The sequence below is a fragment of the Bradyrhizobium sp. HKCCYLS3077 genome, assembly GCF_051167555.1.
Lineage (GTDB): Bacteria > Pseudomonadota > Alphaproteobacteria > Rhizobiales > Xanthobacteraceae > Bradyrhizobium.
Map to the genome: position 1 here is coordinate 462,826 of NZ_JBNPTH010000002.1, position 23,210 is coordinate 486,035.

A 23,210-nucleotide genomic window follows, 5' to 3' on the forward strand; every position below is an offset into this window, starting at 1 on the left:
CGAAGGCTTCCGATGTCGATCATGTCCATTACATCTTCCCATTCGTCGACGCCTCTGGCGTCCCGCTCGCTCGCGCGGCGCGTGTTCGACAGAGCCGTGGCGTCGCCCGGGTTTCGGGTCGGGGCCGCGATCTTCCTGGCACTGTTGCTCGCGACGGCTCTCTATCCCGAGCTGAGCGGCATCGATCCCACCAAGATGGACGTCAAGGCGCGGCTTCTGCCGCCGCTGTTCACCGGAACGAACTGGAGCTGGGTTCACCCGCTCGGCACCGATCAGATCGGCCGCGACATGCTTGTCCGGTCCTTGGTCGGGCTGCGCTACTCCTTCCTGATCGGCATGGCCTCGGTGATCGTCATGCTGATCGTCGGCTGCGCCCTCGGCACGGTCGCCGGCTATTTCGGCGGACGCACCGATGCCGTCATCATGCGCCTCACCGATGCCCAGCTCTCGATCCCCATGATCATCCTGGCTATCGCCGTGCTCGGCGTGTCGCGGCCGACCATTCCCGCCATCGTTCTCGTGCTCGGCATGTCGAACTGGCCGGTCTATGCGCGCATGATGCGCAGCGTGGTCATGACCGAACGCCAGCGCGAGTTCGTCCGGGCGGCGAAGATCGGAGGATCGACCGATCTGCGCATCATCGTCACGCTGCTGTTGCCGCTGCTGCTGCCGGCGGTGCTGTTCTCCTCGGTGCTGGACGTGGCGCGCATGATGATCTTCGAATCGACGCTCGGCTTCCTCGGCCTCGGCGTCCAGCCGCCGACGCCGACCTTCGGCAACATCATCGCCGACGGCCGCAAGTACCTGCTCAACGCCTGGTGGATCGCGACCATGCCGGGACTGTTCCTCGGTCTGACCCTGACCAGCATCAACCTGATGGGCGCGGCCCTCGAACGGGCGCGCGACACCGTTCACGCCGGAGGTGAGTGATGGCGGCGCTGCTTGAACTGCGCAACATGACGGTTGCGCTCGGCCGGTCCGAAGCCGCGAAAGTCATTCTCGACGACGTCTCTTTGTCGTTGGCCCCGAAGGAGATCGTGGGCGTGGTGGGCGCCAGCGCGTCCGGCAAGACGGTGCTGTCGCGGGCCGCGGTCAACTGGCTCGAACCGCCGCTGATGCGGCGTTCCGGCACGGTGCTGTTCGAGGGACGCGACATCTACGCGATGAAGGAGACGGACATGCGCGCGCTGCGCCAGCGCGTGTCCTATGTCGGGGCCAATCCGATGGGGGCGCTCGATCCGACGCTGCCCGTGGGCGCCCAGATCGTCGAGAAGATGCGCGCGGTCATGCCTGATGTGTCGCGCCGGCAGGCTGAGGATCGCGTCGTCGAGCTGTTGGATGCGGTCCGCATTCCCTCGGCGCGAAGCAGGTTTCACGATTATCCCTCGCAGTTCTCCGGCGGGATGATGCAGCGCGCTCTGATCGTCGACGCCCTCGTCACCAACCCGGCCGTGCTGATCGCGGACAACGTGACCCAGCCGCTCGATGTCACCGTGGCGGCGCAGGTGATCCGCTTGATCAAGGAGCTCACCGATCAGTTCGACACCGCGGTATTGTTCATCTCGTCCTCGCTTCCGATGGTGCGCGAGGCGAGTTCGCGCACCCTCGTGATCGATCGCGGTCGCATCGTGGAGGAGCAGGCGACCGAGTCGCTCGTCGAAAGCCCGATCCACCCCTATACCCGCGAGCTGGTGGCGCAGACGCCGAAGATCTGGCGCGACACCGGCGTCGTGCCGGCGCTGCCGGCTGAACGCGAAGTCGTGCTCAGCCTGCGCGACGCGTCACAGACCTACCGGGTCAAGAAGCGCAGCGGCCTCGGCGGCGTCAATCTCGTCCGCGCCGTCCGCAACGTGACCTTCGATGTCCGGCGCGGCGACAGCTTTGCCATCGTCGGCGAGTCCGGATGCGGCAAGTCGACCTTGATGCGGCTGCTGTCGCGGCTCGAACTGCCGAGCGCGGGACAGATCCTGTGCGAAGGCAAGGACATCGCGACCCTGCGCGGACGCGAGCTGCTGGCATTCCGCGCCAGGCTTCAGCTCGTGCTGCAGGATCCGTTCGGATCGCTGCCGCCGCGAACCTCGATCGGCCGCATGCTGGAGGAGCCGCTGCGCACGCATGGCTGGCGCGACAAGGAGAAGCTGCGGGCGCGCGTGCTGAAGGTGATGTCGGAGGTTGGCCTCGCTGCCGAATTGTACAACGAGCTGCCGCTCGGCCTCAGCGCCGGCCAGCGCCAGCGCGTCAACGTGGCGCGCGCGCTGGTGCTCGAGCCCACCATCCTGATCATGGACGAGACGCTGTCGGCGCTCGATCAGGCGGAGCAGTTCAAGCTGCTCGACCTGTTTCAGGCGTTGCAGAAAGAATACAACCTGACCTACATCTTCATCTCCCACGATCTGGCCATGGTCCGGAAGGTCTGCAACCGCGTCGCGGTGATGTATCTCGGGGAGGTGTTCGAGCTTGCCGACAATCAACGCCTGTTTTTCGATCCGGGCCATCCCTACACGATGGCGCTGCTGAGCGCGATGCCGACGCTCGAAGACAAGCGCTACAAGCCCGAGGACTGCCTGCTGGAGGGCGAGCCGCCGAGCCCGCTCTCGATTCCCGCCGGCTGCAGCTTCAAGTCACGCTGCCCACGCGCGATGGAGATCTGCCACGGCGAGCAGCCGTTCCTGACCGTGCGCGATGAGCAGGACTTCGCCGCCTGTCATCTCGTCGCCCGGCCGATGCCGCCGGCCGAGAGGGCCTCGCCATGAGCTTCACCGAGAGCCGGCTCGAATTGATCAGGGCCATGCTGCGGCAGAAGCAGCGCGTTCACGTCAAGGATCTGGTCGATCAGCTCAAGGTCAGCCACGAGTCGATCCGCCGCGATCTGCGGGAGCTCGAAACGCAAGGCTTCGCCCGCCGCGTCTATGGCGGGGCCGTGCTCGAAAGCCAGGAAAGCGATCAGCCCTTCGCCGAACGTCTGCGCGTCGGCGGCCGCGAGAAGATGCGGATCGGCGAGGCGGCCGGCGCCCTGGTCAAGGACGGCATGAAGATCTTCATCGACGAGGGAACGACGGCGCTGGCCTGCCTCAAATCCATCGAGGCGCGCAAGGACCTCACCATCGTCACCAACTCGCTCGCGGTCGCGTCGCACTTCTTCTATCAGGGATCGGCGAACGTGCGCGTGCTGGGCGGCCGGCTCCAGCCGGTCTACCAGGCGACCTTCGGTCCCGAGGCCGTTGCCGCCATCAAGGAACATTTTTTCGATCTCGCGATCATCGCTATCAGTGCCGTTCACGCCCAGCGCGGCTTCATGGACTACGGCGAGGACGAAGCCATCATGCGTCGTGCCGCGCGTGCCCAGGCCAAGCGGTCGGTCATCGTCGCGGACAGCTCCAAGTTCGGACGGCTCGGGTCGATCCACACATTCGGACTGGGTGACCTCGATGCCGTCATCACCGCCGCGCCTCTCGCCGCGGAGTTCGCAGACCAGTTCCGTCAATTGAAAGTGGACGTGATCTATGCCTGACGCTCATCTTCCCAATGCTCCGATCAATCCGTCGCGCCTGAAGGCCATGATGGAGCAGGTCTCGACGTTCGGCGGCAAGCCGAACGGGGCGATGACACGGCTCACACTGTCGAAGATCGACGGGCAGGCGCGCGACTGGCTTTCATCGTGGTTCAAAGATCACGGGTTCGAGCCGCAGATCGATCCGATCGGCAATCAGTTCGGAAAGTTGCCGCTGGCCGGCGGCAATGCGCCGACGGTCATGGTCGGCTCTCACCTCGACAGCCAGCCGAACGGCGGACGATTCGACGGCGCGCTCGGGGTCGTCTCGGCCTGCGAAGCCGTGCTGGCTGTCGCCGAGCGTATGGAGGCGGAGGGCCGGCTCGCCGCCTGCAACTTTCAGGTCGTGAACTGGACCAACGAAGAGGGGGCTCGCTTCCAGCCGAGCCTGCTTGGCAGCAGCGTCTTCGCCGGCGCGATCGAACTCGACTGGGCGCTCGACCGGGCGGACGGCGATGGCATGACGGTCCGTCAGTCTCTCGCGGAGATCGGCTATGCCGGCACGGCCAAGGTCGAACGTCCGGATGCGCTGATCGAGCTGCACATCGAGGGCGATGACAAGCTGTTCGGCGCCCGCGAAAGGTTCGGAGTCTTCACGCGCTTCTGGGGCGCGACCAAGTACCGCCTGGCTTTCCTGGGCGAGCAGGCCCACACCGGGCCGACGCCGATGGCGCAGCGCAAGGACGCCTTGCTCGCGGCTGCCTATCTGATGGCCGATCTCAGGCAGTTGGCGAACGATCACGGCCTCGACCTTCACACCTCGGTCGGCCGGCTCGAGGTTCATCCGAACTCGCCGAACACCGTGCCCGCTGAAGCCGTGCTGTTCATCGAGCTGCGCTCCGGCTCGCCGGACGTGCTCGCCGAGGCTGAGGAGAAGATGAAGGCCCGGATCGAGGTCGCAGCGCAAAGGGCTGCCGTCGGCTACGAGGTTCGCTCCATCGACCGGCGCCGCGCCGGCGGCTTTGCGCCGGGGCTGATCGCGCTCGCCGAGCGCGTGGCGGCGCAGCGCGGCGAGACGGCCCGTCATCTCGATACGATCGGCGGCCATGACGCTGTGGCGATGTCCACGGTCTGCCCGTCGATCGTGATGGCTGTCCGCTCGAAGGACGGCGTCATCCACCATCCCACCGAATACACCAGTCCGGAGGATCATGCCGTGAGCACGCAGATTCTCGCGGACATGCTTTACGCGATCGCGCGTGACGGCCTGAAGAGCATCGCATCGGAGGCTGACGCATGAAACGGATCGGCCAGGCCGAAACTGCCGATGAGCTTCGCGCCGAACGCGCTCTTGCCGCTCTGCTGCCTGCGGATGCCGGCCGGCTCGGCTACGCCGCGGCCGTGTTTCCGGTGGCGTCGCCGTCCTACCAGGCCGTGGAATCGACGAGCTTTGACGTCGCGCGCGACGGGACGGAGATGACTCTGTTTCTCCGCCTCGGTGCAGCCGAGGTCGCCGAGCTGGTCGACAGCGCTATCGCTGCGGCCGCAGCCCGGCATGTGGCTAGCCTCGGGCTGGCTCCGGCCGTGATCGCGGCCAATGCCGCGAGCGGCAGTCTGCTGCTAGCGCGCCTGGGGGCGGGCTGGAAGGTAGCGAAGATCGACGACCTCATCGCCCCCGAGAAAGCCGCGCGTCTCGTCGCCATGCAGAAGACGATCGCGGCGAGCGCGCCCTTCGGAAGGCCCTGGTCCGTTTTCGACGGCATCTCCGCCATCTGGTCGTTGCTGCCGCCGGCCGACGTCCCCCTGCCGGGAGACATCGACTGGATGAGGGGATGGATGAGCAAGATGGCCGAGGCGATCGATGCCGCGGGCGTCGACCGCCGGCCGGCGCATGGCGATCCGCATTCCTCCAACCTGATGCTCGGCCCCAATGGCGAGATGGTGCTGGTCGATTTCGACATGGCCGGCGACATCGATCCCTACTATCAGCTCGGTGTCCAGATGAACGAGCTGTATCAGTTCGAGAGCCAGATGAAGCCGCTGCTCGAAATGCATGACGGGCGGTTCACTGACAGCGCCTTCAGTCGCTGCCGGCTCTATGCCGCTGCGGACGATTTCTACTGGGCGCTGCGCAGCCTGCTGCTGGCCTCTCGCTCGCCATTGCAAGGCGTCGAGTTCCTCAAATATGCCGCGTGGCGCTTCCTGCGCTGCCGCATGTTGCTCGGCAGACCGGGCTTCGAAGAGTTCCTGCGCACGATCTAGGGGACGTGGTCATGAAACAATTGGGAATGGCCGGGAACGAGGCGGAGGGTTTGCTCGAAGCCGCCATCGTCAAGGTCGACGCCTGGAGGGGACAGATCCGCTATCGTCCGGTGTCCGGCGGCATCAGCAACACGAACTTCCGGATCGCGGTCGAGGGCGCCTCGCACGATTTCTTTGTCAAGATCCCCGGCCGGGGCACCGAGATGTTCATCGACCGGAAGGCCGCCCGCGCCGCGAGCCGGCAGGCGGAGACGATCGGCGTCGGTCCGAGGACGTTCGACTATCTCGACGACGAGGGAATCGAGATCGCCGAGTTCGTGGCCGACCGGCGGCCGTCCACCCATGCGGATTTCGTCGATCCGGCGGTCCGCGCCGAGACCGTCCGGCTGTATCGCCTGTTTCACGAGGCGCCGCGCTTGCCGCTGACCAAGACCGTGTTCGACATGATCGATGAGCATGACGAACAGGTCCGCCAGCTCGGAGGATTTCTGCCGGAAGATCACGCCTGGCTGACCTGGCAATATCGGCAGGCGCGGGCGGCGCTCGAGGCGGCCGGGCTCGACCTCGTGCCATGCTTCAACGATCCGATGCCCGGCAATTTCCTGCTCGGCGCGGACAAGTCGATCATGCTGATCGATTTCGAATACGCCTCCAACAATGATCGCCTCTACGACCTCGCGATCTGGGCCGGCGAGCATTTCTTCTCCGAGGAGGTCGAACGCGAGATCATCGAGGAGTATTTCGGACGCTACGACATGCGCGCGCATGCGCGCTTCATCGTTCACAAGGCCCTGGCCGACATCAAATGGAGCACCTGGGCGATGGTGCAGAACCGGATTTCCACGCTCGATTTCGATTTCTACAAATACGGAATTTGGAAGCACATGCGGGCACGTTCCATCATCCACGATCCGCGCTGGCCGCTGTTTCTCAAGGCGCTCTGATGGTCGTGTCCAGTATCGCGACTGAGCAGGCCGACGCCTATCTCTCGTTCGCAGCCGAACTCGCCGATGAGGTCCGCCCGATCGCCTTGTCGTATTTCCGGACGGCCATCGAGTTCACGGCCAAGTCGGATGACAGTCCTGTGACGGTTGCCGATCGCCTGATCGAGGCGCGGCTGCGGGAGCGGATCTCGGCGCGCTATCCTTCCCACGGGATCTATGGCGAGGAGATGGGCGTGAAGCAGGGAGACGCCTTTACCTGGGTGATCGATCCCATCGACGGCACCAAGAGCTTCATCACCGGCTTTCCGCTGTTCGGCACGCTGATCGGGCTGACCTGTGATCGCCGGCCGTTCTGCGGCCTGATCGACATTCCCGCGACGGGAGAGCGATGGATCGGGCGCCCGGGTCTCACCACCTATGGCGGAGCGCGGGCGCGCACCCGCGATTGCCGACGCGTGGCGGATGCTCGGTTCTACACCACGTCTCCCGACACGTTCGTCGACGCGGATCTGGATCGGTTCGAGCGGCTCTCCAACGCCGCGCAGATGCGGCGCTTCGGCGGTGATTGCTACATCTACGGTCTTCTCGCCTCGGGCCATTGCGATCTGATCCTGGAGACCGGGCTGCAGCCCTACGACTACATGGCGCTGGTGCCGATCCTCGAGGCGGCCGGCGGCCGGATCACCGACTGGAACGGCGAGCCGCTGTCGGTGGAGTCGAGTGGCCATGTGCTCGCATCGGCGACACCGGCGCTGCATGACGAAGCGCTCGCCATCATCAGAGGGTGACAGGCGGATGGCGTATTCGACGACGATCGAGCGCACGGTCTATCGCTTCGCGGATTTGAAGGAGCTGATGGCCAAGGCGACACCGCAGAGGTCCGGCGACGAATTGGCCGGCATCGCTGCCGACGGTCCGGTCGAACGCCTGGCTGCGCAAATGGCCTTGGCCGACTTGCCGTTGAAAGCTTTCCTGGCCGAGGAGCTCATTCCCTCCGATGACGACGAGGTGTCTCGGCTTATCGCAAAGCAGCATGACGCCGCGGCATTCGCGGCCGTCAGCTCTCAGACCGTGGGTGAGTTCCGCGAATGGCTGCTCAAGCCGGAAACGGCGCAGGCCGAGCTCGAGGCCGTCACGTTCGGGCTGACGCCCGAGATGGTCGCTGCCGTTTCGAAGATCATGCGGCTGCAGGATCTCGTCGCCGTGGCGGCCAAGCGCCAGGTCGTGACGCGGTTTCGCTCGACCATCGGTCTCGCCGGCCGTCTCTCGACCCGCAATCAGCCGAACCACCCGACCGACGACTCCCGTGGCATTGCCGCCTCGGCGATCGACGGACTGTTGATGGGATCGGGTGACGCGGTGATCGGCGTCAATCCGGCGACGGACGGATTGTCCGACTACATCCGCATCGTGGAGTTGCTCGACGATCTCAGGACACGACTTGCGGTCCCGACCCAGACCTGTTGCCTGGGGCACGTCACCACGGCGATCGCTGCGATGTCCGCGGGGGCTCCGGTCGATCTGGTGTTCCAGTCGATTGCCGGATCGCAGAAAGCGAACGAGGGATTTGGCATCACGCTGGCGCTGCTCGAAGAGGCCCACGACGCGGCGCGGTCGCTGGGGCGCGGTCAACCCGATGCGAACCTGATGTATTTCGAGACCGGGCAGGGCGCAGCGCTGTCGGCGGACGCGCATTTCGGAGTCGATCAGCAGACCATGGAGGCACGCGCCTACGCGGTTGCGCGCGAGTTCAGGCCATTGCTGGTGAATACCGTCGTCGGCTTCATCGGGCCCGAATATCTTTTCAACGGCAAGCAGATCATCCGCGCCGGCCTGGAGGACCATTTCTGCGGCAAGCTGCTCGGCCTGCCGATGGGAGTCGACGTCTGCTACACGAACCATGCCGATGCGGACCAGGACGACATGGACACGCTGTTGACGCTGCTCTGCGCCGCCAACGTCAATTTCGTCATCACGGTGCCCGGCGCCGACGACGTGATGCTGAACTATCAGTCGCTCGCGCATCATGATGCGGTCTTCTGCCGTGAAACGCTGGGCCGGCCGCCTGCACCGGAATTCGCGCAATGGCTCGTTGACGTCGGCCTGACCGATCGCTGCGGCCGCTTGCTGCCGCCGCCGCCGGCGCTCATCGACGGCATGGCCAGTGTTCCGTTGCTGGGAGCGGCCCATGGGTGACCTCGACCGCGACCAGCCGGCCAGCCGCTTGCCCGATCTCCGGCAGATGACGCAGGCGCGGGTGCTGTTGGGCCGTTTCGGCGCCGGACTTCCGACCCGCGCCGTGCAATCGTTCCAGCTCGATCACGCACGGGCACGGCAGGCGGTGTGGTCGGAGGTCGACCGGGTCGTCCTGCGTCGTCAGCTCGGAGACGTGAACGTTGGGATTGCCGAGGCGGGCAGCATGGCGACCACGCGCGAAATGTTTGTCCGGCGTCCTGATCTCGGGCGCAAGCTGTCTGCCGAGTCCGTGCCTGATCTTGCAGCGCTGCCGCGTGGGCGCGACGTCGTGATCGTCCTAGGCGACGGATTGTCGGCCAGCGCCGTTGCGGCCAATGGAGCTCCGCTGGCGCAAGCACTGCTGCAGCGTCTCGAGGCTGCGTCCATCTCCATCGCCGGTGTGATCCTGGCCGCGCAGGCGCGCGTCGCCCTGGCCGACCCGATCGGCGAATTGCTGCAGGCCCGCGTTGCGATCATGCTGATCGGGGAGCGGCCCGGATTGTCCGCGGCAGATAGCCTCGGCGCCTATTTGACGTGTCGGCCGCAGGTCGGGACGCCGGATTCCCGCCGCAACTGCATCTCGAACATCAGAGCCGGGGGCCTTGCGATCACCGAGGCCGCTGATGGCATCGTCGCGCTGGTCGTTGCGATGTTGAAGACCGGCGTGAGCGGCGTCGGGCTCCAGGCCGCCAATGCAAAGCTGGTGGCTGCCGACAGGAACGAGCCACAGCGACTTGCCTGAGTGCGCCTCCGGTGCATTGGACGTCGCATGGCGCGAAATCCCGCATCCGAACAATGACCGCCAACGGTTCTGCAGCTGGCGCACGTTTCTCCTTCGCGTGCGGTGGACGATCTCTGGCGACCGTTCTTGTCCGCCATTTGAGGCCTGCCGTCATGACATGCTGGTAAATCACGTGATTGTTATGCATATGTTTTCGCGTGGAATTTGCGAGGAGCAGCCACGTGAGTTCAGACAACGGCACACTGAATATCGGTCTGCGGCTCAGGCGCGCCCGGCTGTCCAAGGGGCTGCGCATGCGCGACTTGGCGCAGGTTGTCGGCTGCGACGAAAGCATGATCTCGAAGATCGAGGCCGGCAAGGTCATGCCGTCGCTGCCGATGCTCGACAAGATGGTCCGCGCGCTCGACCGCGACATGGCGTCGTTTTTCGGTCTGAGGGTCGATGACTACAAGCTGGTGCAGAAGCCCGAGGACCGGCTTAAGGTGCCTGTCGATGCGCTGCGTGGCGGAAAAGGCGTCGTTTACGAGCGTCTGGTGCCGGTGGCAGCAGGGAATCTGCTGGAGGCGAACATTCATGTCGTCGCGCCCGGCGGCGAGAAGGTCGACCTCATCACCCATCAGGGAGAGGCCGTTGGCTATCTCGTGTCGGGAACGCTCGAACTCACGATCGACGACACCACCTATCTGATGACCGCCGGGGATTCGTTTTTCTTCAAGGCGTATCTGACCAACAGCTATCGCAACGTCGGCCCCGACGAAGCGCGGATCATCTGGGTCAACACTCCGCAGGTCCACTAGAGGCTCGTTGCCGAGGCGTGCGCCGGATGCGGGTGCCTCACGCCTGCCTGAGCGTCTGCATGAATTTCATGCATGTGGCGAGAACAGATGCAGAGGGCCTGGAACCCAGGGAGTTCCGCAACCTCACTTCGGAGACGATCGAGGCGAAACCACGAGTGGTTCCGCGTCTACTGCATTTCAAGGGGGCTGCGACGACCGTGGCATAGCGCTTGCTTCGCACCAACATGACTGTGATGCATGCTGGCCGCCCCTGGGCTGCATCCGACTGTCGATGGGGCCTCACCCGCTGAAGCGCACGACGCAAGCCGTCGCGGCAGCGAATGATGGCAGGCGAACCGCTGATGGCTTTCGTTTGGAAGCGACTGCTCGGCACCATCCCAAGCCTGGCGGGCGTCGTCGTTCTCACGTTCTTCATTTCGCGCGCGCTGCCCGGAGATCCCGCTGCCTTCTTCGCCGGCCCCGCGGCCAACGCCGCCTCGATCGCGAGCATCCGCGCCACGCTGGGTCTCGACCGTCCGTTGCCGGTGCAGTTCGTGAGCTACATCGCCGACCTCGCGCACGGCAATCTCGGCCGTTCGCTCACGACTGGTCAGCCGGTGCTGACCGATCTGCTCGAACGCCTGCCCGCATCGCTTGAATTGTCATCCTTCGCGCTGCTGTTCGCGATCGGCATCGCCATCCCGATGGGCGTGTGGGCGGCGACCCGCATCAATGGCGGCGTGGATCATGCCTGCCGCGCGCTTGTCACCGTCAGTGCCGCGTTTCCGACCTTCTTCGTCGGCCTGCTGTTCGTCTACATCTTCTACTTCCTGCTCGGCTGGGCCCCACAGCCGCTCGGCCGGCTCGACGAGATTGCCTTCTCGCCGCCGCCCCGCGTCACCGGGGCCTACACCATCGACGCCGCCATCGCGGGCGACTGGCCGGTGTTACGCGCGGCGTTGGCGCAGCTGATCCTGCCGGCGATTTCGCTCGGCCTGTTCGCGCTGGCGCCGATCGCGCGGATCACGCGGGCCGCGATGCTGGAGGCGCTGAGCAGCGATTTCATCCGCACCGCGCGCGCCAGTGGCCTGCCGGTGCGCAAGATCCTGATGGCCTACGCCTTCCGCAATGTGCTGCTGCCGGTGTCGAGCGTGCTCGGCATGGTGTTCTCCTTCCTGATCGGCTCCAACGTTCTGATCGAGCAGGTGTTCGGCTGGCAGGGCGTCGGCGCCTATGCGGTGGCCGCCGTGATCGCTTCCGACTACGCGGCGGTGCAGGGATTCGTGCTGATGATGGCCGTGCTCTACGTGCTGCTCAATCTGGCGGTCGATGTGTTCGCGACGCTGGTCGATCCCCGCGTCAGGTTCGAGGGCTGAGCAATGAGTCTGGTCACGCTCGCCCGCAACACCGGTTACGCGTTCGGCGAAAACCGCCTGACATTGGTCGCCGCGATCATCCTGGCACTGCTGACGCTGTGCGCGATCTTCGGGCCCTCCATCGCGCCTTACGATCCGCTGCTCACCTCGGCGACGACCAAGCTCGCGCGCCCGAGCCTCATGCATCCGTTCGGCACCGATGCGCTCGGACGCGACATCCTGAGCCGGGTCATCGTCGCGACGCGCCTCGATCTCGGCGTGGCGGTGTCGGCGGTGGCGCTGTCCTTCGTGGTCGGCCTCGCGCTCGGGGCGCTCGCCGGCTATTTCGGCGGCTGGACCGATCGCATTATCGGCCGGGCGATGGACACCATCATGGCGTTCCCGCTGTTCGTGCTCGCGATGGGCATCGTGGTGGCGCTCGGCAACAGCGTCGCCAACATCATCATCGCCACCATGATCATCAACCTGCCGTTCTACTGCCGCTTCGCCCGCGCTGAGGTGAACGTGCGGCGCGAGCTCGGCTATGTCGAGGCGGCGCGCATGGGCGGCAACGGGCCGCTGCGCGTCCTGATCAACCATATCGTCCCGAACATCCTGCCGCCGATGATGGTGCAGGCTTCGCTCAACATGGGCTGGGCGATCCTCAATGCCGCCGGCCTGTCCTTCATCGGGCTCGGAGTCCGGCCACCGACGCCGGAGTGGGGCATCATGGTGTCGGAAGGCGCGAGCTACATCATTTCCGGCGAGTGGTGGGCGTTCATGTTCCCGGGCGCGGCGCTCGTGCTCGCGGTGTTCTCCTTCAACATGCTGGGCGACGGGCTGCGCGATCTGCTCGATCCGAGAAAGCGTGTGTGATGGCGCAGCTTGAGATCGACAATCTCTCGGTGGAGTTCCGCACCCGTCACGGCGTGGTGAGGGCGCTGGATGCCGTCAGCCTGTCGGTGTCGCGCGGCGAGATCGTCGGCGTCGTCGGCGAAAGCGGCTCCGGCAAATCCGTCACCGCCTACACTGTGATGGGTCTCAACGATGCCGCCGCGCGCATCACCAAGGGCGCGATCACGATGGGCGGCATCGATCTGCTCGCCGCGCGCCCCGAGGCGATGCGCGAACTGCGTGGACGCGAGATGGCGATGATTTTCCAGAGCCCGCGCACCGCGCTCAATCCGATCCGCAAGGTCGGCAAGCAGATCGAGGACGTCCTGCAGGAGCACGCCGCGCTGCCGCGGCGCGAGCTGAAGAAGGCGGCGATATCAGCACTTACGCGGGTGCGCATTCCCGATCCCGAACGCCGCGCGGAGGCTTATCCGTTCGAGCTCTCGGGCGGCATGTGCCAGCGCGTGATGATCGCGATGGCGCTGGCCTGCACACCCTCGGTGCTGATCGCCGACGAGCCGACCACTGGGCTCGATGTGACGACCCAGGCTGTCATCATGGACCTGATCCGGGAGATGAGCCGCGCGACCCAGATGTCGACCTTGCTGATCACCCATGATCTCGGCCTGGCCGGCGAATATTGCGACCGGATCGCGGTCATGCATGCCGGCCACATCGTCGAGATCGCACCAACCGAACAACTGCTGGAGCGTCCGGCGCATCCCTATACGCGCCGGCTGCTGGCAGCGACGCCGGTGCCGGAGTCGCGCCTCGACGACCTCAATGCCATTCCCGGCCATCTGCCCGATCTGCGCGGCGCGCTGCCGCCGTGCAGGTTCAGCGGACGCTGCGAACTGAGGCAGCCGATCTGCGATGAAGCGGAGCTGCCTTGGAACAATGTATCACCCCAGCATCTCGTGCGTTGCCGGTTTCCGCTATCATGACGCCGCTGCTCGAGGTCAGGTCGCTGTCGAAGCTGTACCCGATCAAGCGGGCGGGGAAGGGGGCGAAGCTCCACGCCGTCGACGACGTCAGCCTGACGATCTCAGCCGGAGAAAGCGTCGGCCTCGTCGGTGAATCCGGCTGCGGCAAGTCGACGATGGTGCGCCTGCTCGGCCGTCTCATCGATCCCACCGCAGGCCATGTCCTGATGGACGGCGAGGATCTCACCGCGATCACGCAGACGAAATTCGCGGCGTCGCCGAGCCGGCGGCGCATCCAGGTCGTGTTCCAGGACGCGACCGAGAGCCTCAATCCGTCGTTCCGCGTGTTCCAGGCAATCGCCGATCCGCTGAAGCGGCTGCTCGGCATCACCGACAGCGCCGAGATCGCGCGCCGCGTTCAGGCCACCGCCGCCCTGGTCGGGCTGCCGGACGAGCTGCTGCAGCGTTATCCGCATCAGCTCTCGGGCGGCCAGCGCGCGCGCGTCGGCATCGCGCGCGCGGTTGCGGTCGAGCCGTCGCTGCTGATCCTGGACGAGCCGACCTCGGCGCTCGACGTGTCCGTGCAGGCCGTGATCCTGCGGCTGCTCGCCGACCTGCGTGCGCGGCTGTCGATGAGCTATCTGTTCGTGTCGCATGATCTCAACGTCGTCAGGCTGCTGTGCTCGCGCGTGGTCGTGATGTATCTCGGCAAGATCGTCGAGATTGCGCCGGCGGAGGCGCTGTTCACCGCGCCAAGCCATCCCTACACGCAGGCGCTGGTTGCCGCGATCCCCGATCCCGCGCGGCGCGGTGAAGCGCGGCCGCGGCTCGACGGCAGCCCGGCCAGCCCCATCAATCCCGATCCCAATGTCTGCCGCTTCTACGGACGCTGTCCGAAAGCAGCCGACATCTGCGCGAAGCTTATGCCGCCGCTCCGCGCGACAGGTCCGGATCATTTCGCCGCCTGCCACTTCGCTGTTTCACCCGCTGGAGGAAACGATGAGCGCTGACAACGAAATCTGCCGCATGGATGCCGTCACAGTGGCGGCGAAGGTCAAGGACAAGACGCTGTCGGCCACGGAGGTCACCGAGGCGGTCCTGCGCCGCATGGACCAGCTCGAGCCGCACATCCATGCCTTCTGCACGCCGACGCCCGAGGTCGCGCGCGCGGCGGCTGCCGCCGTCGACGCCAAGATCGCGGCCGGCGAGGATCCCGGCCTGCTCGCGGGCGTTCCGATCGGCATCAAGGATCTGGTCGCGACCAAGGACATCCTCACCGTGATGGGCTCGCCGCTCTATCGCGACTTCGTGCCGGATGAGGACGACATCGTCGTCGAGCGCCTCAAGGCGGCCGGCGCCGTCATCATCGGCAAGACCAATGTACCGGAGTTCGGCTACAGCGGCGTCGGCCACAATCCCGTATTTCCGGCGACGCGCAATCCTTGGAATCTCGACATGACGTCGGGCGGATCGAGCGCCGGCTCGGGTGCCTCGGTCGCGTCAGGTGTCGCGCCGTTCGCGATCGGCTCCGACGGCGGCGGCTCGATCCGCATTCCCTCGGCGCTGTGCGGCCTCTACGGTATCAAGGCTTCGATGGGTCGCGTGCCGCTGTATCCGGGCTGCCGCGACGAGCGCTATCCCGGCGTGTCGAGCTGGGAATCGCTCGAACACGTCGGCCCGATGAGCCGCACCGTGGCCGACTCGGCGCTGATGCTCAAGGTGATCACGGGACCCGATCCGCGCGATCGCTACTCGATTCCATCAGCCGATTTCGACTACGTCGATGCCACCAAGGAGAGCATCAAGGGCCTGCGCATCGCCTACAGCGAGGACTGGGGCTATGCGCCGGTCGACCCGGAGGTCCGGCGCGTCGTCTCCGAGGCGGTGCGCGTGTTCGAGACCGATCTCGGCTGCACGGTCGAGCGCGCCAATCCCGGCTGGGACGATCCGTTTCCGCATTTCTGGACCATCGTCGCCGGCGACACCGATCTCACCGGCCTACGCCGGATGATGAAGGGGCGCGAGAAGGAGATGTCGCCGCATCTCGTGGCGCTGTTGCAGCGGCAGTGGACGGCGGAGGAGTTCACCGATGCCAAGATGATCCGCCAGATGGTCTGCAACCGCATGTGGCGGTTCATGGCCAACTACGATCTCCTGATCACGCCGACGCTCGCGGTGCCGGCCTTTCCGCTCTACATGCAGGGGCCAGAGATCATCGAAGACAAGATGGTCACGACCGGCGACTGGCTCTGCTTCACCTTCATCTGCAACCTGACCGGCCAGCCCGCCGCGACGATCCCCGCGGGCTTCACCAACACGGGTCTTCCTGTCGGCATGCAGATCATCGGCCGCCATCTGGCGGATCGGACCGTGCTCGCCGCCTCCGGCGCCTTCGAACAGGCGCGCCCGTGGGCGCACAAATGGCCGAAGCTGTTGAGCGAGCTCGGCCTCTGACACTGCCTCCACCCTCCACCTGAAAAATCCAGAAAGGACGCACGATATGAAGCTCTATCGCAGTCTCGTTGCAGCGGCGTTGCTCACAGCGTCCGCTGTGCTGCCAGGCGCCATCGCCCATGCGGAGATCGCCAAGGACACTTTGGTGATCGTGTCGGAGATGGGCCCGAACGGCCTCGACACGATGGTGCCGACCGCCAACGATCACAGCCGCATGGTGGTCTGGCAGGCCTATGACCGCCTCGTCAGCCATGGCGAGAAGACGCTGGCGGACGGCACGGTGTCCTACGACGCCAAGATCATGACGCCGGAGCTCGCCGAAAGCTGGGAAGCCAGCGAGGACGGCAAGACCTACATCTTCCATCTGCGCAAGGACGCGACGTTCCACGACGGCACGCCGGTCACCGCCAAGGACGTCAAATGGTCGTTCGACCGCGCCATCGCCGCCGGTGGCTTTCCGGCCGTGCAGATGGCGGCCGGCTCGCTCGTCAAGCCCGAGCAGTTCTCGGTGGTCGACGATCACACCTTCAAGGCCACGTTCGACCAGTTCAACAAGCTGACCATGCCGGACCTCGTCGTTCCCGTGCCGGTCATCATCAACTCCGAGCTCGCCAAGAAGCACGCCACCGCGCAGGATCCGTGGGCGTTCGACTGGGTGTCGCGCAATGATTGCGGCGGCGGCGCCTACAAAGTGGAGTCATGGACGCCGGGCCAGCAGACCGTGTTCACGCGATTCGATGCCTGGAAGTCCGGACCGCTGCCCAAGCTCAAGCGCGTGGTCTACCGGCAGATCGCCTCGGCCGGCACGCGCCGCGCGCTGCTGGAGAAGGGCGACGTCGACATGTCGGTCGGCCTGCCGCCGAAGGACTATGCCGAGCTGGCGGAGCAGGGCAAGGTCACGATCATCGGCGTGCCCGTGCAGAACGACCTCGTCTTCGTCGACATGAACGTGAAGATTGCCCCGTTCGACAATCCGAAGGTGCGCGAGGCGATCTCCTACGCGATTCCTTATAAGGAGATCGTCAGCTCCGCGCTCTACAACCGTGCCAAGCCGATGTTCGGCGGCGATCCGGCAAAGCCCTATCCCGACGCGACCTGGCCGGTGCCGATCAAGCACGGCCAGGATCTCGCGAAGGCCAAGCAGCTGCTCACCGAGGCCGGCTTCCCGAACGGCTTCAAGACGACGCTGTCGATCGACCTCAGCGAGTCCACGGTGCGTGAGCCGACCGCGATCCTGATCCAGGAGGCCCTCAAGAACATCGGTGTGGAGCTGACGATCGAAAAGGTGCCGGGCTCGAACTGGTTCGCGCAGATGGCCAGCAAGACGATGCCGATGGTGATCGCCGAATTCTACGGCTGGCTCGACTATCCCGACTACTTCTTCTTCTGGACGTTCCACGGCGGCAACAATTCGGTGTTCAACACCGCCAACTACGTCAATCCCGACCTCGACAAGGTCATCGACGAGGCCCGCTTCACCCGAGATCCGGAAGTTTACAAGACCAGCCTGAACAAGATGGTCGATATCGTGATGACCGATCTGCCGCGCATCCCGCTCTACACCCGCTTCGCCGACTACGCGATGCAGAAAAACGTCAAGGGCTTCGAATATTGGTTCCACACCCACCCGGACTTCCGCAAGCTCTACAAGGAGTGAGACAGAGAGGACGGCAGGCGCGCTCGTCGGGCGCGCCTGTTCTTCATCGGAGATAGGCCGTGCAGGACACTCTCGGAGCCTTCATTCCCGGCGCCATCCTTCGGCGCGCGCCACACTGCTCCGGCCCGCTGTCGGGCCTGAGCTTTGCCGTCAAGGACCTGTTCGATGTCGCGGGCGAGGTGACGGCCTGCGGCAATCCCGACTGGGCCGCCACGCATGCTGCAGCGGAGACGGACGCCTGGGCGGTCGATGCGCTGCTGAAGGCCGGTGCCGCGCTGGTCGGGAAGACGATCACCGATGAGATCTCGCTCGGATTGCTCGGCATCAACAGGTTCGACGGAACGCCGCTGAACCCGCGCGCGCCGGATCGCGTTCCCGGCGGCTCGTCGAGCGGCTCCGCATCTGCGGTCGCGGGCGGCCTGGTCGATGTCGCCCTCGGCACCGACTCCGGCGGCTCCGTGCGCACGCCCGCGAGCTTCTGCGGGATCTACGGCCTGCGCCCCACGCACGGCCGCATCTCCGTCGCCGGCCTGATGACACAGGCGCCGTCGTTCGACACGGTCGGCTTTTTCGCCAGGGACGCGATGACCTTCGGCCGCGTCGGCAGCGTGCTGCTCGGTGAGTTGATTCCCGATGCTTCGCCCGTGGAAATCGTGATGGCGGATGACTGTTTTGCGCTGGCTGATGAGCCGGTCAGGAATGCCTTGCAACCGGTTGTCGCACGGCTGCGCGCTGCTGTGCCAACCACGATGTCGGCTCTGGCCGGCGGCGATCTTCTCGACTGGGGGCGCCATCAGCGCATCCTGCAGAAGAGCGAATTCCACGCGACGTTTCGCGACTGGATCGATCGCGTGAACCCGCGCTTCTCCTCGGAGGTGGCCGGCGCCTTCGCCGATGACGGCCGCATCGACGCGCAGGAGCTCGCGGCCGCCAAAGCGTTTCGCGCGACCGCTTCGAAGCGGCTCGACGATCTGCTGGATGGACGCCGCATGCTGTGTCTGCCGACGTCCCCCATTTTGCCGATCGCACGCGAGGCGCGTCTGTCGGAGATCCGCGCGGCCGTGCACCGCATCGTCGACCTGACCTGCATCGCCGGACTGACGGGGCTTCCGCAGGTCAGTCTCCCCGTCGCGACATCAGGCCCGATTCCGGTCGGGCTGTCCTTGATCGGCTGGCGCGGCGGTGATGCGTCGCTGCTCGCGGCGGCCCGGACGCTGGCGCGCGATTTCTCCCTTGGCCTGTTCGAGGAGCACGCATGAGCGACGTCAAGGACACGCGAACGCTGACACTGTCGGGCGGGCTGAAGGTGCTGAACGCAGCCGTCGCCGAAGCGACCCGCATCGGACAACCGATGTGCATCGCCGTGGTCGATGCTGGCGGCAACCTGCTGGCGTTCGGGCGCATGGACGGGTCGAAGGGGCTGAGCGTGACCTCCTCGATCAACAAGGCGCGCACCTCGGCGCTGTCGGGCACGCCGACCGGCGGCGCTCATGCGGACGTGGAAATCCAGGTCACCTTGGCGCATGAAAGCCGCTGGACCAATCTGATCGGCGGGCTGCCGATCTGCGTCGATGGCTTCATCCTCGGCGCCGTGGCGGCGGGCTCCGGGTCGGGCGCGCAGGATCTCGCCGTCGCTCGCGCCGGCGCGGCCGCCATCCCCGGTGCCGACATGTACGTCGACTTCAAGCCGATGGGCGCGGAGGATACCGGCATCATCAGAGGAACGATGTCGCAGCCGCAAGTCTGACGATGAGAAGACTCAGCCACGTGGCGATCGCCGATCGCAGCGCTCCACCGCGCAGTGCGCATCAGACGCTGACGCCGAGCTCCAGCTTGATCCAGTCGGCAAAGGCGCGCACGGCAGCGGGCTGGCGCGGCGCGCGGGGAAGCACCAGCCGGTGACCGACATAGCGGATGTCCGTAGCGCGCCCGGCGAGCGGTGCGACCAGCCGTCCTGAGGCGAGCTCGCGCTCGGCGAGCAGTGTGGATTCGAGCGCGATACCGAGGCCCTCGGCGGCGGTGGCGAGAACAAGAAAGCTGCGGTCGAAGCGCATGCCGTGAAGGGCTGGAGATTCTAGGCCGTTGGCGGCGAACCATTGCTGCCATTGCACCTGCTTGACGTCGGAACGGATCAGCGTCCGCTCCAGAAGATCCGCCGGCCGCTTGATGGTCGCCGCGAGGGCCGGCGAGCAGAGCGGCGTGACCGTCTCCTCCGCCAGCGGCACGACGTCCACGCCCTCGGCATGCGGCTGTCCATAGACGATGTCGATGTCGAAATCGTCGTTCTTGAAGCGCGCATAGTCGGTGTTGGCCGCCAGTCGAACCTCCAGCTTCGGATGCGCGGACAGAAATTGCGCGAGGCGCGGCGTCAGCCACTGTGCGGCGAAGCTCGGCGCGGAATGGACGCGCACGAGCTGCGGACCGCGGGCGGCGACCTCTTCCAGTCCCCTGCGCAACTGATCGAACGCCGCGCCGGCATGGCGCATCAGGTTCTCGCCGGCCGGCGTGAGGTGAACGGCGCGCGCCTTCCGTTCGAACAGCACCGTCCGCAGGGCGGCCTCGAGCTTGCGGATCGCGTGGCTGACGGCCGAGGGCGTCAGGTGAAGCTCATTTGCTGCATCGCGGAAAGAGCCGGTGCGCGCGGCGGCCTCAAACGCTTTGATCGACGAGATCGGGATGTTCGACAGCATAGGATAAGTGAACCAGATTCATCAATTCATGACAACTGCGCGTTTGTTGCCGTCCCCTCGGCCGGTCATGGTGGCGCCCACGACAACGAGACATCGGGAGGACAGGGGATGCTGCTCAGCGGCAAGACGGCGATCATTTCGGGCGCGGCCTCGCGGCGCGGCATCGGGCTCGCCACCGCGCGGCGGTTCGCGGCGGAAGGCGCCCGCGTCGCCATCCTGGACATCGACGCCGCGGCGGCGGCGGACGCGGCCGCCACGCTCGGCGATCAACATCTCGGGCTCGGCTGCAACGTCACCGACAAGGCGTCCTGCAACGATGCGGTCGCGCAGGTCATGTCGACCTTCGGCATCATCGACATCCTCATCAACAACGCCGGCATCACCCAGCCGGTGAAGCTGCTCGACATCACGCCGCATGACTGGGATCGCATCCAGGACGTCAATCTGAAGGGCGTGCTGTTTCTCTCGCAAGCGGTGATTCCGCACATGCGCGAGCGCAAGCAGGGCTCGATCGCCTGCATGTCGTCGGTTTCGGCGCAGCGCGGCGGCGGCATCTTCGGCGGTCCGCATTACTCCGCCGCCAAGGCCGGCGTGCTCGGCCTCGCCAAGGCGATGGCGCGCGAGTTCGGAGCCGATGGCATCCGCGTCAACTGCGTGACTCCAGGCCTGATCGGCACCGACATCACCGCCGGCAAGCTGACCGACGAGATGAAGGCCAAGATCCTCGAAGGCATTCCGCTCAATCGCCTCGGCACGGCGGATGATGTCGCCGGCATCTACACGTTCCTCGCGTCTGATCTGTCCGCCTATGTGACGGGCGCGGTCATCGACGTGAACGGCGGCATGCTGATCCACTGACGAGGTCTCGGACGATGGACACCGCAACTCATCGGCTCGTCAACGCGCCGACGCTGGCACAACGCGCCTACAACATCCGCCGCAATGCGCTCCGCATGGGCGAGGTTCAGGGGCAGGGCTATATTGCCCAGGCTCTCGACATCTCCGACGTGCTCGCGACCGCCTATTTCCACGCGATGCGCTACCGGCCCGAGGATCCCAATTGGGAGGAGCGCGACCGCTTCCTGCTTTCGAACGGCCACTATGCGATCGCACTCTACGCCGCGCTGATCGAGGCGGGGATCGTTCCAGAAGCCGAGATCGAAACCTATGGCAGCGATGACAGCCGGCTGCCGATGTCGGGCATGGCGTCCTACACGCCGGGCATGGAGATGTCGGGCGGCTCGCTCGGTCTCGGCCTGAGCATCGCCGTCGGCATGGGCCTCGGCCTCAAGCGCAAGAAATCGAGCTCGCGTGTCTACACGCTGTTCTCGGACGGCGAACTCGACGAAGGCTCGGTGTGGGAGGCAATCTCGTCCGCCAGCCACTACCAGCTCGACAATCTGATCGCGATCGTTGACGTCAACAATCAACAGGCCGACGGGCCATCGACCCAGGTGATGAGCTTCGAACCGCTGGTGGACCGGCTGGAAGCGTTCGGCTGGTTCGTGCAGCGCGTCGACGGCAACGATCTCGATGCGGTCGTGGCGGCCTTCGATGCCGCGAAGAGTCACGAGGCGCCAAAGCCGCGGATGATCGTCGCCGACACCCTGATGGGCAAGGGCGTTCCGTTCCTCGAACAGCGCGAGAAGAACCATTTCATTCGCGTCGAGCAGCACGAGTGGCAGCTCGCGCTGGCCGCGCTCGACGCCGGGAGGCCATGATGAAGACGACGCGAGCAGCACCGGATCTGAGCAAGCCGCGCCTGACAACTTCGGCGATGATCGCCTCGATCGCCTCCGAGGGGCAGCGCACCAAGCCGGCGCCGTTCGGCCACGCCCTGGTCGAACTGGCGCGGAGCCGCCCCGAGATCGTCGGCATGACCGCGGACCTCGGCAAGTACACCGACCTGCACATCTTTGCCAAGGAATTTCCCGACCGCTACTACCAGATGGGCATGGCCGAGCAGCTGCTGTTCGGCGCGGCTTCCGGTCTTGCCGCCGAAGGCTTCATGCCGTTCGCCACGACCTATGCCGTATTCGCTTCCCGACGCGCCTACGACTTCATCCACCAGACCATCGCGGAGGAAGACCGCAATGTGAAGATCGTCTGCGCGCTGCCCGGCCTGACCTCCGGCTACGGTCCGAGCCACCAGGCCGCGGAGGACCTCGCCCTGATGCGGGCGATGCCGAACATGACGGTCATCGACCCCTGCGATGCCCATGAGATTGAGCAGGTCGTGCCGGCAATGGCGGCGCATCAGGGGCCGGTCTACATGCGGCTGTTGCGCGGACAGGTGCCGCTGGTGCTCGACGAGTACGACTACACATTCGAACTCGGCAAGGCCAAGCTGCTGCGCGACGGTCGCGACGTGCTGATGATCTCGTCCGGTTTGATGACGATGCGCGCGCTCGAGGCGGCCAAGTCGCTCGCGGACGATCGCGTTGACGTCGCCGTGCTGCACGTGCCCACCATCAAGCCGCTGGATGGCGAGACCATCCTGCACGAGGCGGGCCGCTCCGGCCGCCTGGTGGTGGTGGCCGAGAACCATACGTTGATCGGCGGCCTCGGCGAGGCGGTCGCCGGGCTGCTGATGCGTTCGGGCGTGCATGTGCCGTTCCGGCAGATCGGGCTGCCCGACGCGTTCCTCGACGCCGGCGCGCTGCCGACGCTGCACGACCGCTACGGCATCTCGCTCTCGGAGGTCGCAAGGCAGGTGAAGGGCTGGCTCACATAGCGAGCCAGGCGCTCTCGTCGATGCCGGCGCGATGCGGTGCCGGCCCATAACAAA

The 23,210-nt window shown here is 65.8% G+C and carries 22 protein-coding genes; 21 read left to right on the plus strand and 1 reads right to left on the minus strand.

Annotated features, from left to right (window positions below; genetic code table 11):
- The first annotated feature begins 21 nt into the window (after nt 1-21).
- From ACQR0Z_RS08120 to ACQR0Z_RS08205, 18 genes are all read left to right on the plus strand, one after another.
- Nucleotides 22-930 (plus strand): ABC transporter permease, encoded by a 909-nt coding sequence (locus ACQR0Z_RS08120; protein WP_434861396.1) that lies wholly within the window; start codon nt 22-24, stop codon nt 928-930.
- Nucleotides 930-2,753 (plus strand): dipeptide ABC transporter ATP-binding protein, encoded by a 1,824-nt coding sequence (locus tag ACQR0Z_RS08125; RefSeq protein ID WP_434918278.1) that lies wholly within the window; start codon nt 930-932, stop codon nt 2,751-2,753. The genes ACQR0Z_RS08120 and ACQR0Z_RS08125 overlap by 1 nt, the downstream gene beginning before the upstream one ends.
- Complete coding sequence (locus tag ACQR0Z_RS08130; RefSeq protein ID WP_434918279.1) at nt 2,750-3,511, plus strand: DeoR/GlpR family DNA-binding transcription regulator; 762 nt, start codon at nt 2,750-2,752, stop codon at nt 3,509-3,511. The genes ACQR0Z_RS08125 and ACQR0Z_RS08130 overlap by 4 nt, the downstream gene beginning before the upstream one ends.
- A complete protein-coding gene (locus ACQR0Z_RS08135) occupies nt 3,504-4,790 on the plus strand; it encodes a Zn-dependent hydrolase (protein WP_434918280.1) in 1,287 nt (428 codons plus the stop codon). The genes ACQR0Z_RS08130 and ACQR0Z_RS08135 overlap by 8 nt, the downstream gene beginning before the upstream one ends.
- A complete protein-coding gene (locus ACQR0Z_RS08140; RefSeq protein WP_434918281.1) occupies nt 4,787-5,752 on the plus strand; it encodes a phosphotransferase family protein in 966 nt (321 codons plus the stop codon). Before ACQR0Z_RS08135 ends, ACQR0Z_RS08140 begins: the two co-directional genes overlap by 4 nt.
- Before the next feature lie 11 nt (nt 5,753-5,763).
- Nucleotides 5,764-6,696 carry a phosphotransferase gene (locus ACQR0Z_RS08145; RefSeq protein WP_434918282.1) on the plus strand — a complete coding sequence of 311 codons (933 nt, stop codon included), beginning with the start codon at nt 5,764-5,766 and terminating at the stop codon, nt 6,694-6,696.
- A complete protein-coding gene (locus tag ACQR0Z_RS08150; protein ID WP_434918283.1) occupies nt 6,696-7,484 on the plus strand; it encodes an inositol monophosphatase family protein in 789 nt (262 codons plus the stop codon). The genes ACQR0Z_RS08145 and ACQR0Z_RS08150 overlap by 1 nt, the downstream gene beginning before the upstream one ends.
- Nucleotides 7,485-7,491: 7 nt before the next feature.
- Entirely contained in the window at nt 7,492-8,892 is a 1,401-nt protein-coding gene (locus ACQR0Z_RS08155) for an ethanolamine ammonia-lyase subunit EutB (RefSeq protein WP_434918284.1), read from the plus strand.
- Complete coding sequence (eutC, locus tag ACQR0Z_RS08160; protein WP_434918285.1) at nt 8,885-9,673, plus strand: ethanolamine ammonia-lyase subunit EutC; 789 nt, start codon at nt 8,885-8,887, stop codon at nt 9,671-9,673. The genes ACQR0Z_RS08155 and eutC overlap by 8 nt, the downstream gene beginning before the upstream one ends.
- A gap of 221 nt (nt 9,674-9,894) precedes the next feature.
- Nucleotides 9,895-10,470 (plus strand): cupin domain-containing protein, encoded by a 576-nt coding sequence (locus tag ACQR0Z_RS08165; protein ID WP_434861405.1) that lies wholly within the window; start codon nt 9,895-9,897, stop codon nt 10,468-10,470.
- 338 nt (nt 10,471-10,808) lie between these two features.
- Entirely contained in the window at nt 10,809-11,825 is a 1,017-nt protein-coding gene (locus ACQR0Z_RS08170; protein WP_434918715.1) for an ABC transporter permease, read from the plus strand.
- A gap of 3 nt (nt 11,826-11,828) precedes the next feature.
- Nucleotides 11,829-12,680: an ABC transporter permease gene (locus tag ACQR0Z_RS08175; protein ID WP_434918286.1), complete on the plus strand. Its 852-nt coding sequence runs from the start codon at nt 11,829-11,831 to the stop codon at nt 12,678-12,680.
- Complete coding sequence (locus ACQR0Z_RS08180) at nt 12,680-13,642, plus strand: ABC transporter ATP-binding protein (protein ID WP_434918287.1); 963 nt, start codon at nt 12,680-12,682, stop codon at nt 13,640-13,642. Before ACQR0Z_RS08175 ends, ACQR0Z_RS08180 begins: the two co-directional genes overlap by 1 nt.
- Nucleotides 13,639-14,631: an ABC transporter ATP-binding protein gene (locus ACQR0Z_RS08185; RefSeq protein ID WP_434918288.1), complete on the plus strand. Its 993-nt coding sequence runs from the start codon at nt 13,639-13,641 to the stop codon at nt 14,629-14,631. The genes ACQR0Z_RS08180 and ACQR0Z_RS08185 overlap by 4 nt, the downstream gene beginning before the upstream one ends.
- A complete protein-coding gene (locus ACQR0Z_RS08190; protein ID WP_434918289.1) occupies nt 14,621-16,075 on the plus strand; it encodes an amidase in 1,455 nt (484 codons plus the stop codon). Before ACQR0Z_RS08185 ends, ACQR0Z_RS08190 begins: the two co-directional genes overlap by 11 nt.
- 46 nt (nt 16,076-16,121) lie before the next feature.
- The gene (locus tag ACQR0Z_RS08195; RefSeq protein ID WP_172184849.1) at nt 16,122-17,732 is read left to right on the plus strand and encodes an ABC transporter substrate-binding protein; all 1,611 of its coding nucleotides are present in this window, start codon (nt 16,122-16,124) and stop codon (nt 17,730-17,732) included.
- A gap of 59 nt (nt 17,733-17,791) precedes the next feature.
- Entirely contained in the window at nt 17,792-18,991 is a 1,200-nt protein-coding gene (locus ACQR0Z_RS08200; RefSeq protein WP_434876539.1) for an amidase, read from the plus strand.
- Entirely contained in the window at nt 18,988-19,479 is a 492-nt protein-coding gene (locus tag ACQR0Z_RS08205) for a GlcG/HbpS family heme-binding protein (protein ID WP_434861411.1), read from the plus strand. Before ACQR0Z_RS08200 ends, ACQR0Z_RS08205 begins: the two co-directional genes overlap by 4 nt.
- 61 nt (nt 19,480-19,540) lie before the next feature.
- On the opposite strand, the gene ACQR0Z_RS08210 is transcribed toward ACQR0Z_RS08205, so the two are convergent.
- Nucleotides 19,541-20,422: a LysR substrate-binding domain-containing protein gene (locus ACQR0Z_RS08210; protein WP_434876538.1), complete on the minus strand. Its 882-nt coding sequence runs from the start codon at nt 20,420-20,422 to the stop codon at nt 19,541-19,543.
- Nucleotides 20,423-20,530: 108 nt separating this feature from the next.
- On the opposite strand from ACQR0Z_RS08210, the gene ACQR0Z_RS08215 reads away from it, so the two are divergent.
- The 3 genes from ACQR0Z_RS08215 to ACQR0Z_RS08225 are packed head-to-tail and all read left to right on the plus strand — an operon-like array spanning nt 20,531 to nt 23,156.
- Complete coding sequence (locus ACQR0Z_RS08215; RefSeq protein ID WP_434918290.1) at nt 20,531-21,280, plus strand: SDR family NAD(P)-dependent oxidoreductase; 750 nt, start codon at nt 20,531-20,533, stop codon at nt 21,278-21,280.
- 14 nt (nt 21,281-21,294) lie between these two features.
- On the plus strand, nt 21,295-22,143 hold the full coding sequence (locus tag ACQR0Z_RS08220) for a transketolase (RefSeq protein WP_434918291.1): 849 nt from the start codon (nt 21,295-21,297) through the stop codon (nt 22,141-22,143).
- A complete protein-coding gene (locus ACQR0Z_RS08225; RefSeq protein WP_434861415.1) occupies nt 22,143-23,156 on the plus strand; it encodes a transketolase family protein in 1,014 nt (337 codons plus the stop codon). Before ACQR0Z_RS08220 ends, ACQR0Z_RS08225 begins: the two co-directional genes overlap by 1 nt.
- The last annotated feature ends 54 nt before the right edge of the window (nt 23,157-23,210 follow it).

Excerpts from the sequence above, each read along its gene's own strand:
- ACQR0Z_RS08220 (WP_434918291.1), top strand. The coding sequence starts at position 21,295 with ATGGACACCGCAACTCATCGGCTCGTCAACGCGCCGACGCTGGCACAA.
- ACQR0Z_RS08210 (WP_434876538.1), bottom strand. The coding sequence starts at position 20,422 with ATGCTGTCGAACATCCCGATCTCGTCGATCAAAGCGTTTGAGGCCGCC.
- ACQR0Z_RS08145 (WP_434918282.1), top strand. The coding sequence starts at position 5,764 with ATGAAACAATTGGGAATGGCCGGGAACGAGGCGGAGGGTTTGCTCGAA.
- ACQR0Z_RS08185 (WP_434918288.1), top strand. The coding sequence starts at position 13,639 with ATGACGCCGCTGCTCGAGGTCAGGTCGCTGTCGAAGCTGTACCCGATC.
- ACQR0Z_RS08155 (WP_434918284.1), top strand. The coding sequence starts at position 7,492 with ATGGCGTATTCGACGACGATCGAGCGCACGGTCTATCGCTTCGCGGAT.
- eutC (WP_434918285.1), top strand. The coding sequence starts at position 8,885 with ATGGGTGACCTCGACCGCGACCAGCCGGCCAGCCGCTTGCCCGATCTC.
- ACQR0Z_RS08130 (WP_434918279.1), top strand. The coding sequence starts at position 2,750 with ATGAGCTTCACCGAGAGCCGGCTCGAATTGATCAGGGCCATGCTGCGG.
- ACQR0Z_RS08175 (WP_434918286.1), top strand. The coding sequence starts at position 11,829 with ATGAGTCTGGTCACGCTCGCCCGCAACACCGGTTACGCGTTCGGCGAA.
- ACQR0Z_RS08205 (WP_434861411.1), top strand. The coding sequence starts at position 18,988 with ATGAGCGACGTCAAGGACACGCGAACGCTGACACTGTCGGGCGGGCTG.
- ACQR0Z_RS08150 (WP_434918283.1), top strand. The coding sequence starts at position 6,696 with ATGGTCGTGTCCAGTATCGCGACTGAGCAGGCCGACGCCTATCTCTCG.
- ACQR0Z_RS08215 (WP_434918290.1), top strand. The coding sequence starts at position 20,531 with ATGCTGCTCAGCGGCAAGACGGCGATCATTTCGGGCGCGGCCTCGCGG.
- ACQR0Z_RS08125 (WP_434918278.1), top strand. The coding sequence starts at position 930 with ATGGCGGCGCTGCTTGAACTGCGCAACATGACGGTTGCGCTCGGCCGG.
- ACQR0Z_RS08180 (WP_434918287.1), top strand. The coding sequence starts at position 12,680 with ATGGCGCAGCTTGAGATCGACAATCTCTCGGTGGAGTTCCGCACCCGT.
- ACQR0Z_RS08140 (WP_434918281.1), top strand. The coding sequence starts at position 4,787 with ATGAAACGGATCGGCCAGGCCGAAACTGCCGATGAGCTTCGCGCCGAA.
- ACQR0Z_RS08135 (WP_434918280.1), top strand. The coding sequence starts at position 3,504 with ATGCCTGACGCTCATCTTCCCAATGCTCCGATCAATCCGTCGCGCCTG.
- ACQR0Z_RS08120 (WP_434861396.1), top strand. The coding sequence starts at position 22 with ATGTCCATTACATCTTCCCATTCGTCGACGCCTCTGGCGTCCCGCTCG.
- ACQR0Z_RS08225 (WP_434861415.1), top strand. The coding sequence starts at position 22,143 with ATGAAGACGACGCGAGCAGCACCGGATCTGAGCAAGCCGCGCCTGACA.
- ACQR0Z_RS08190 (WP_434918289.1), top strand. The coding sequence starts at position 14,621 with ATGAGCGCTGACAACGAAATCTGCCGCATGGATGCCGTCACAGTGGCG.
- ACQR0Z_RS08195 (WP_172184849.1), top strand. The coding sequence starts at position 16,122 with ATGAAGCTCTATCGCAGTCTCGTTGCAGCGGCGTTGCTCACAGCGTCC.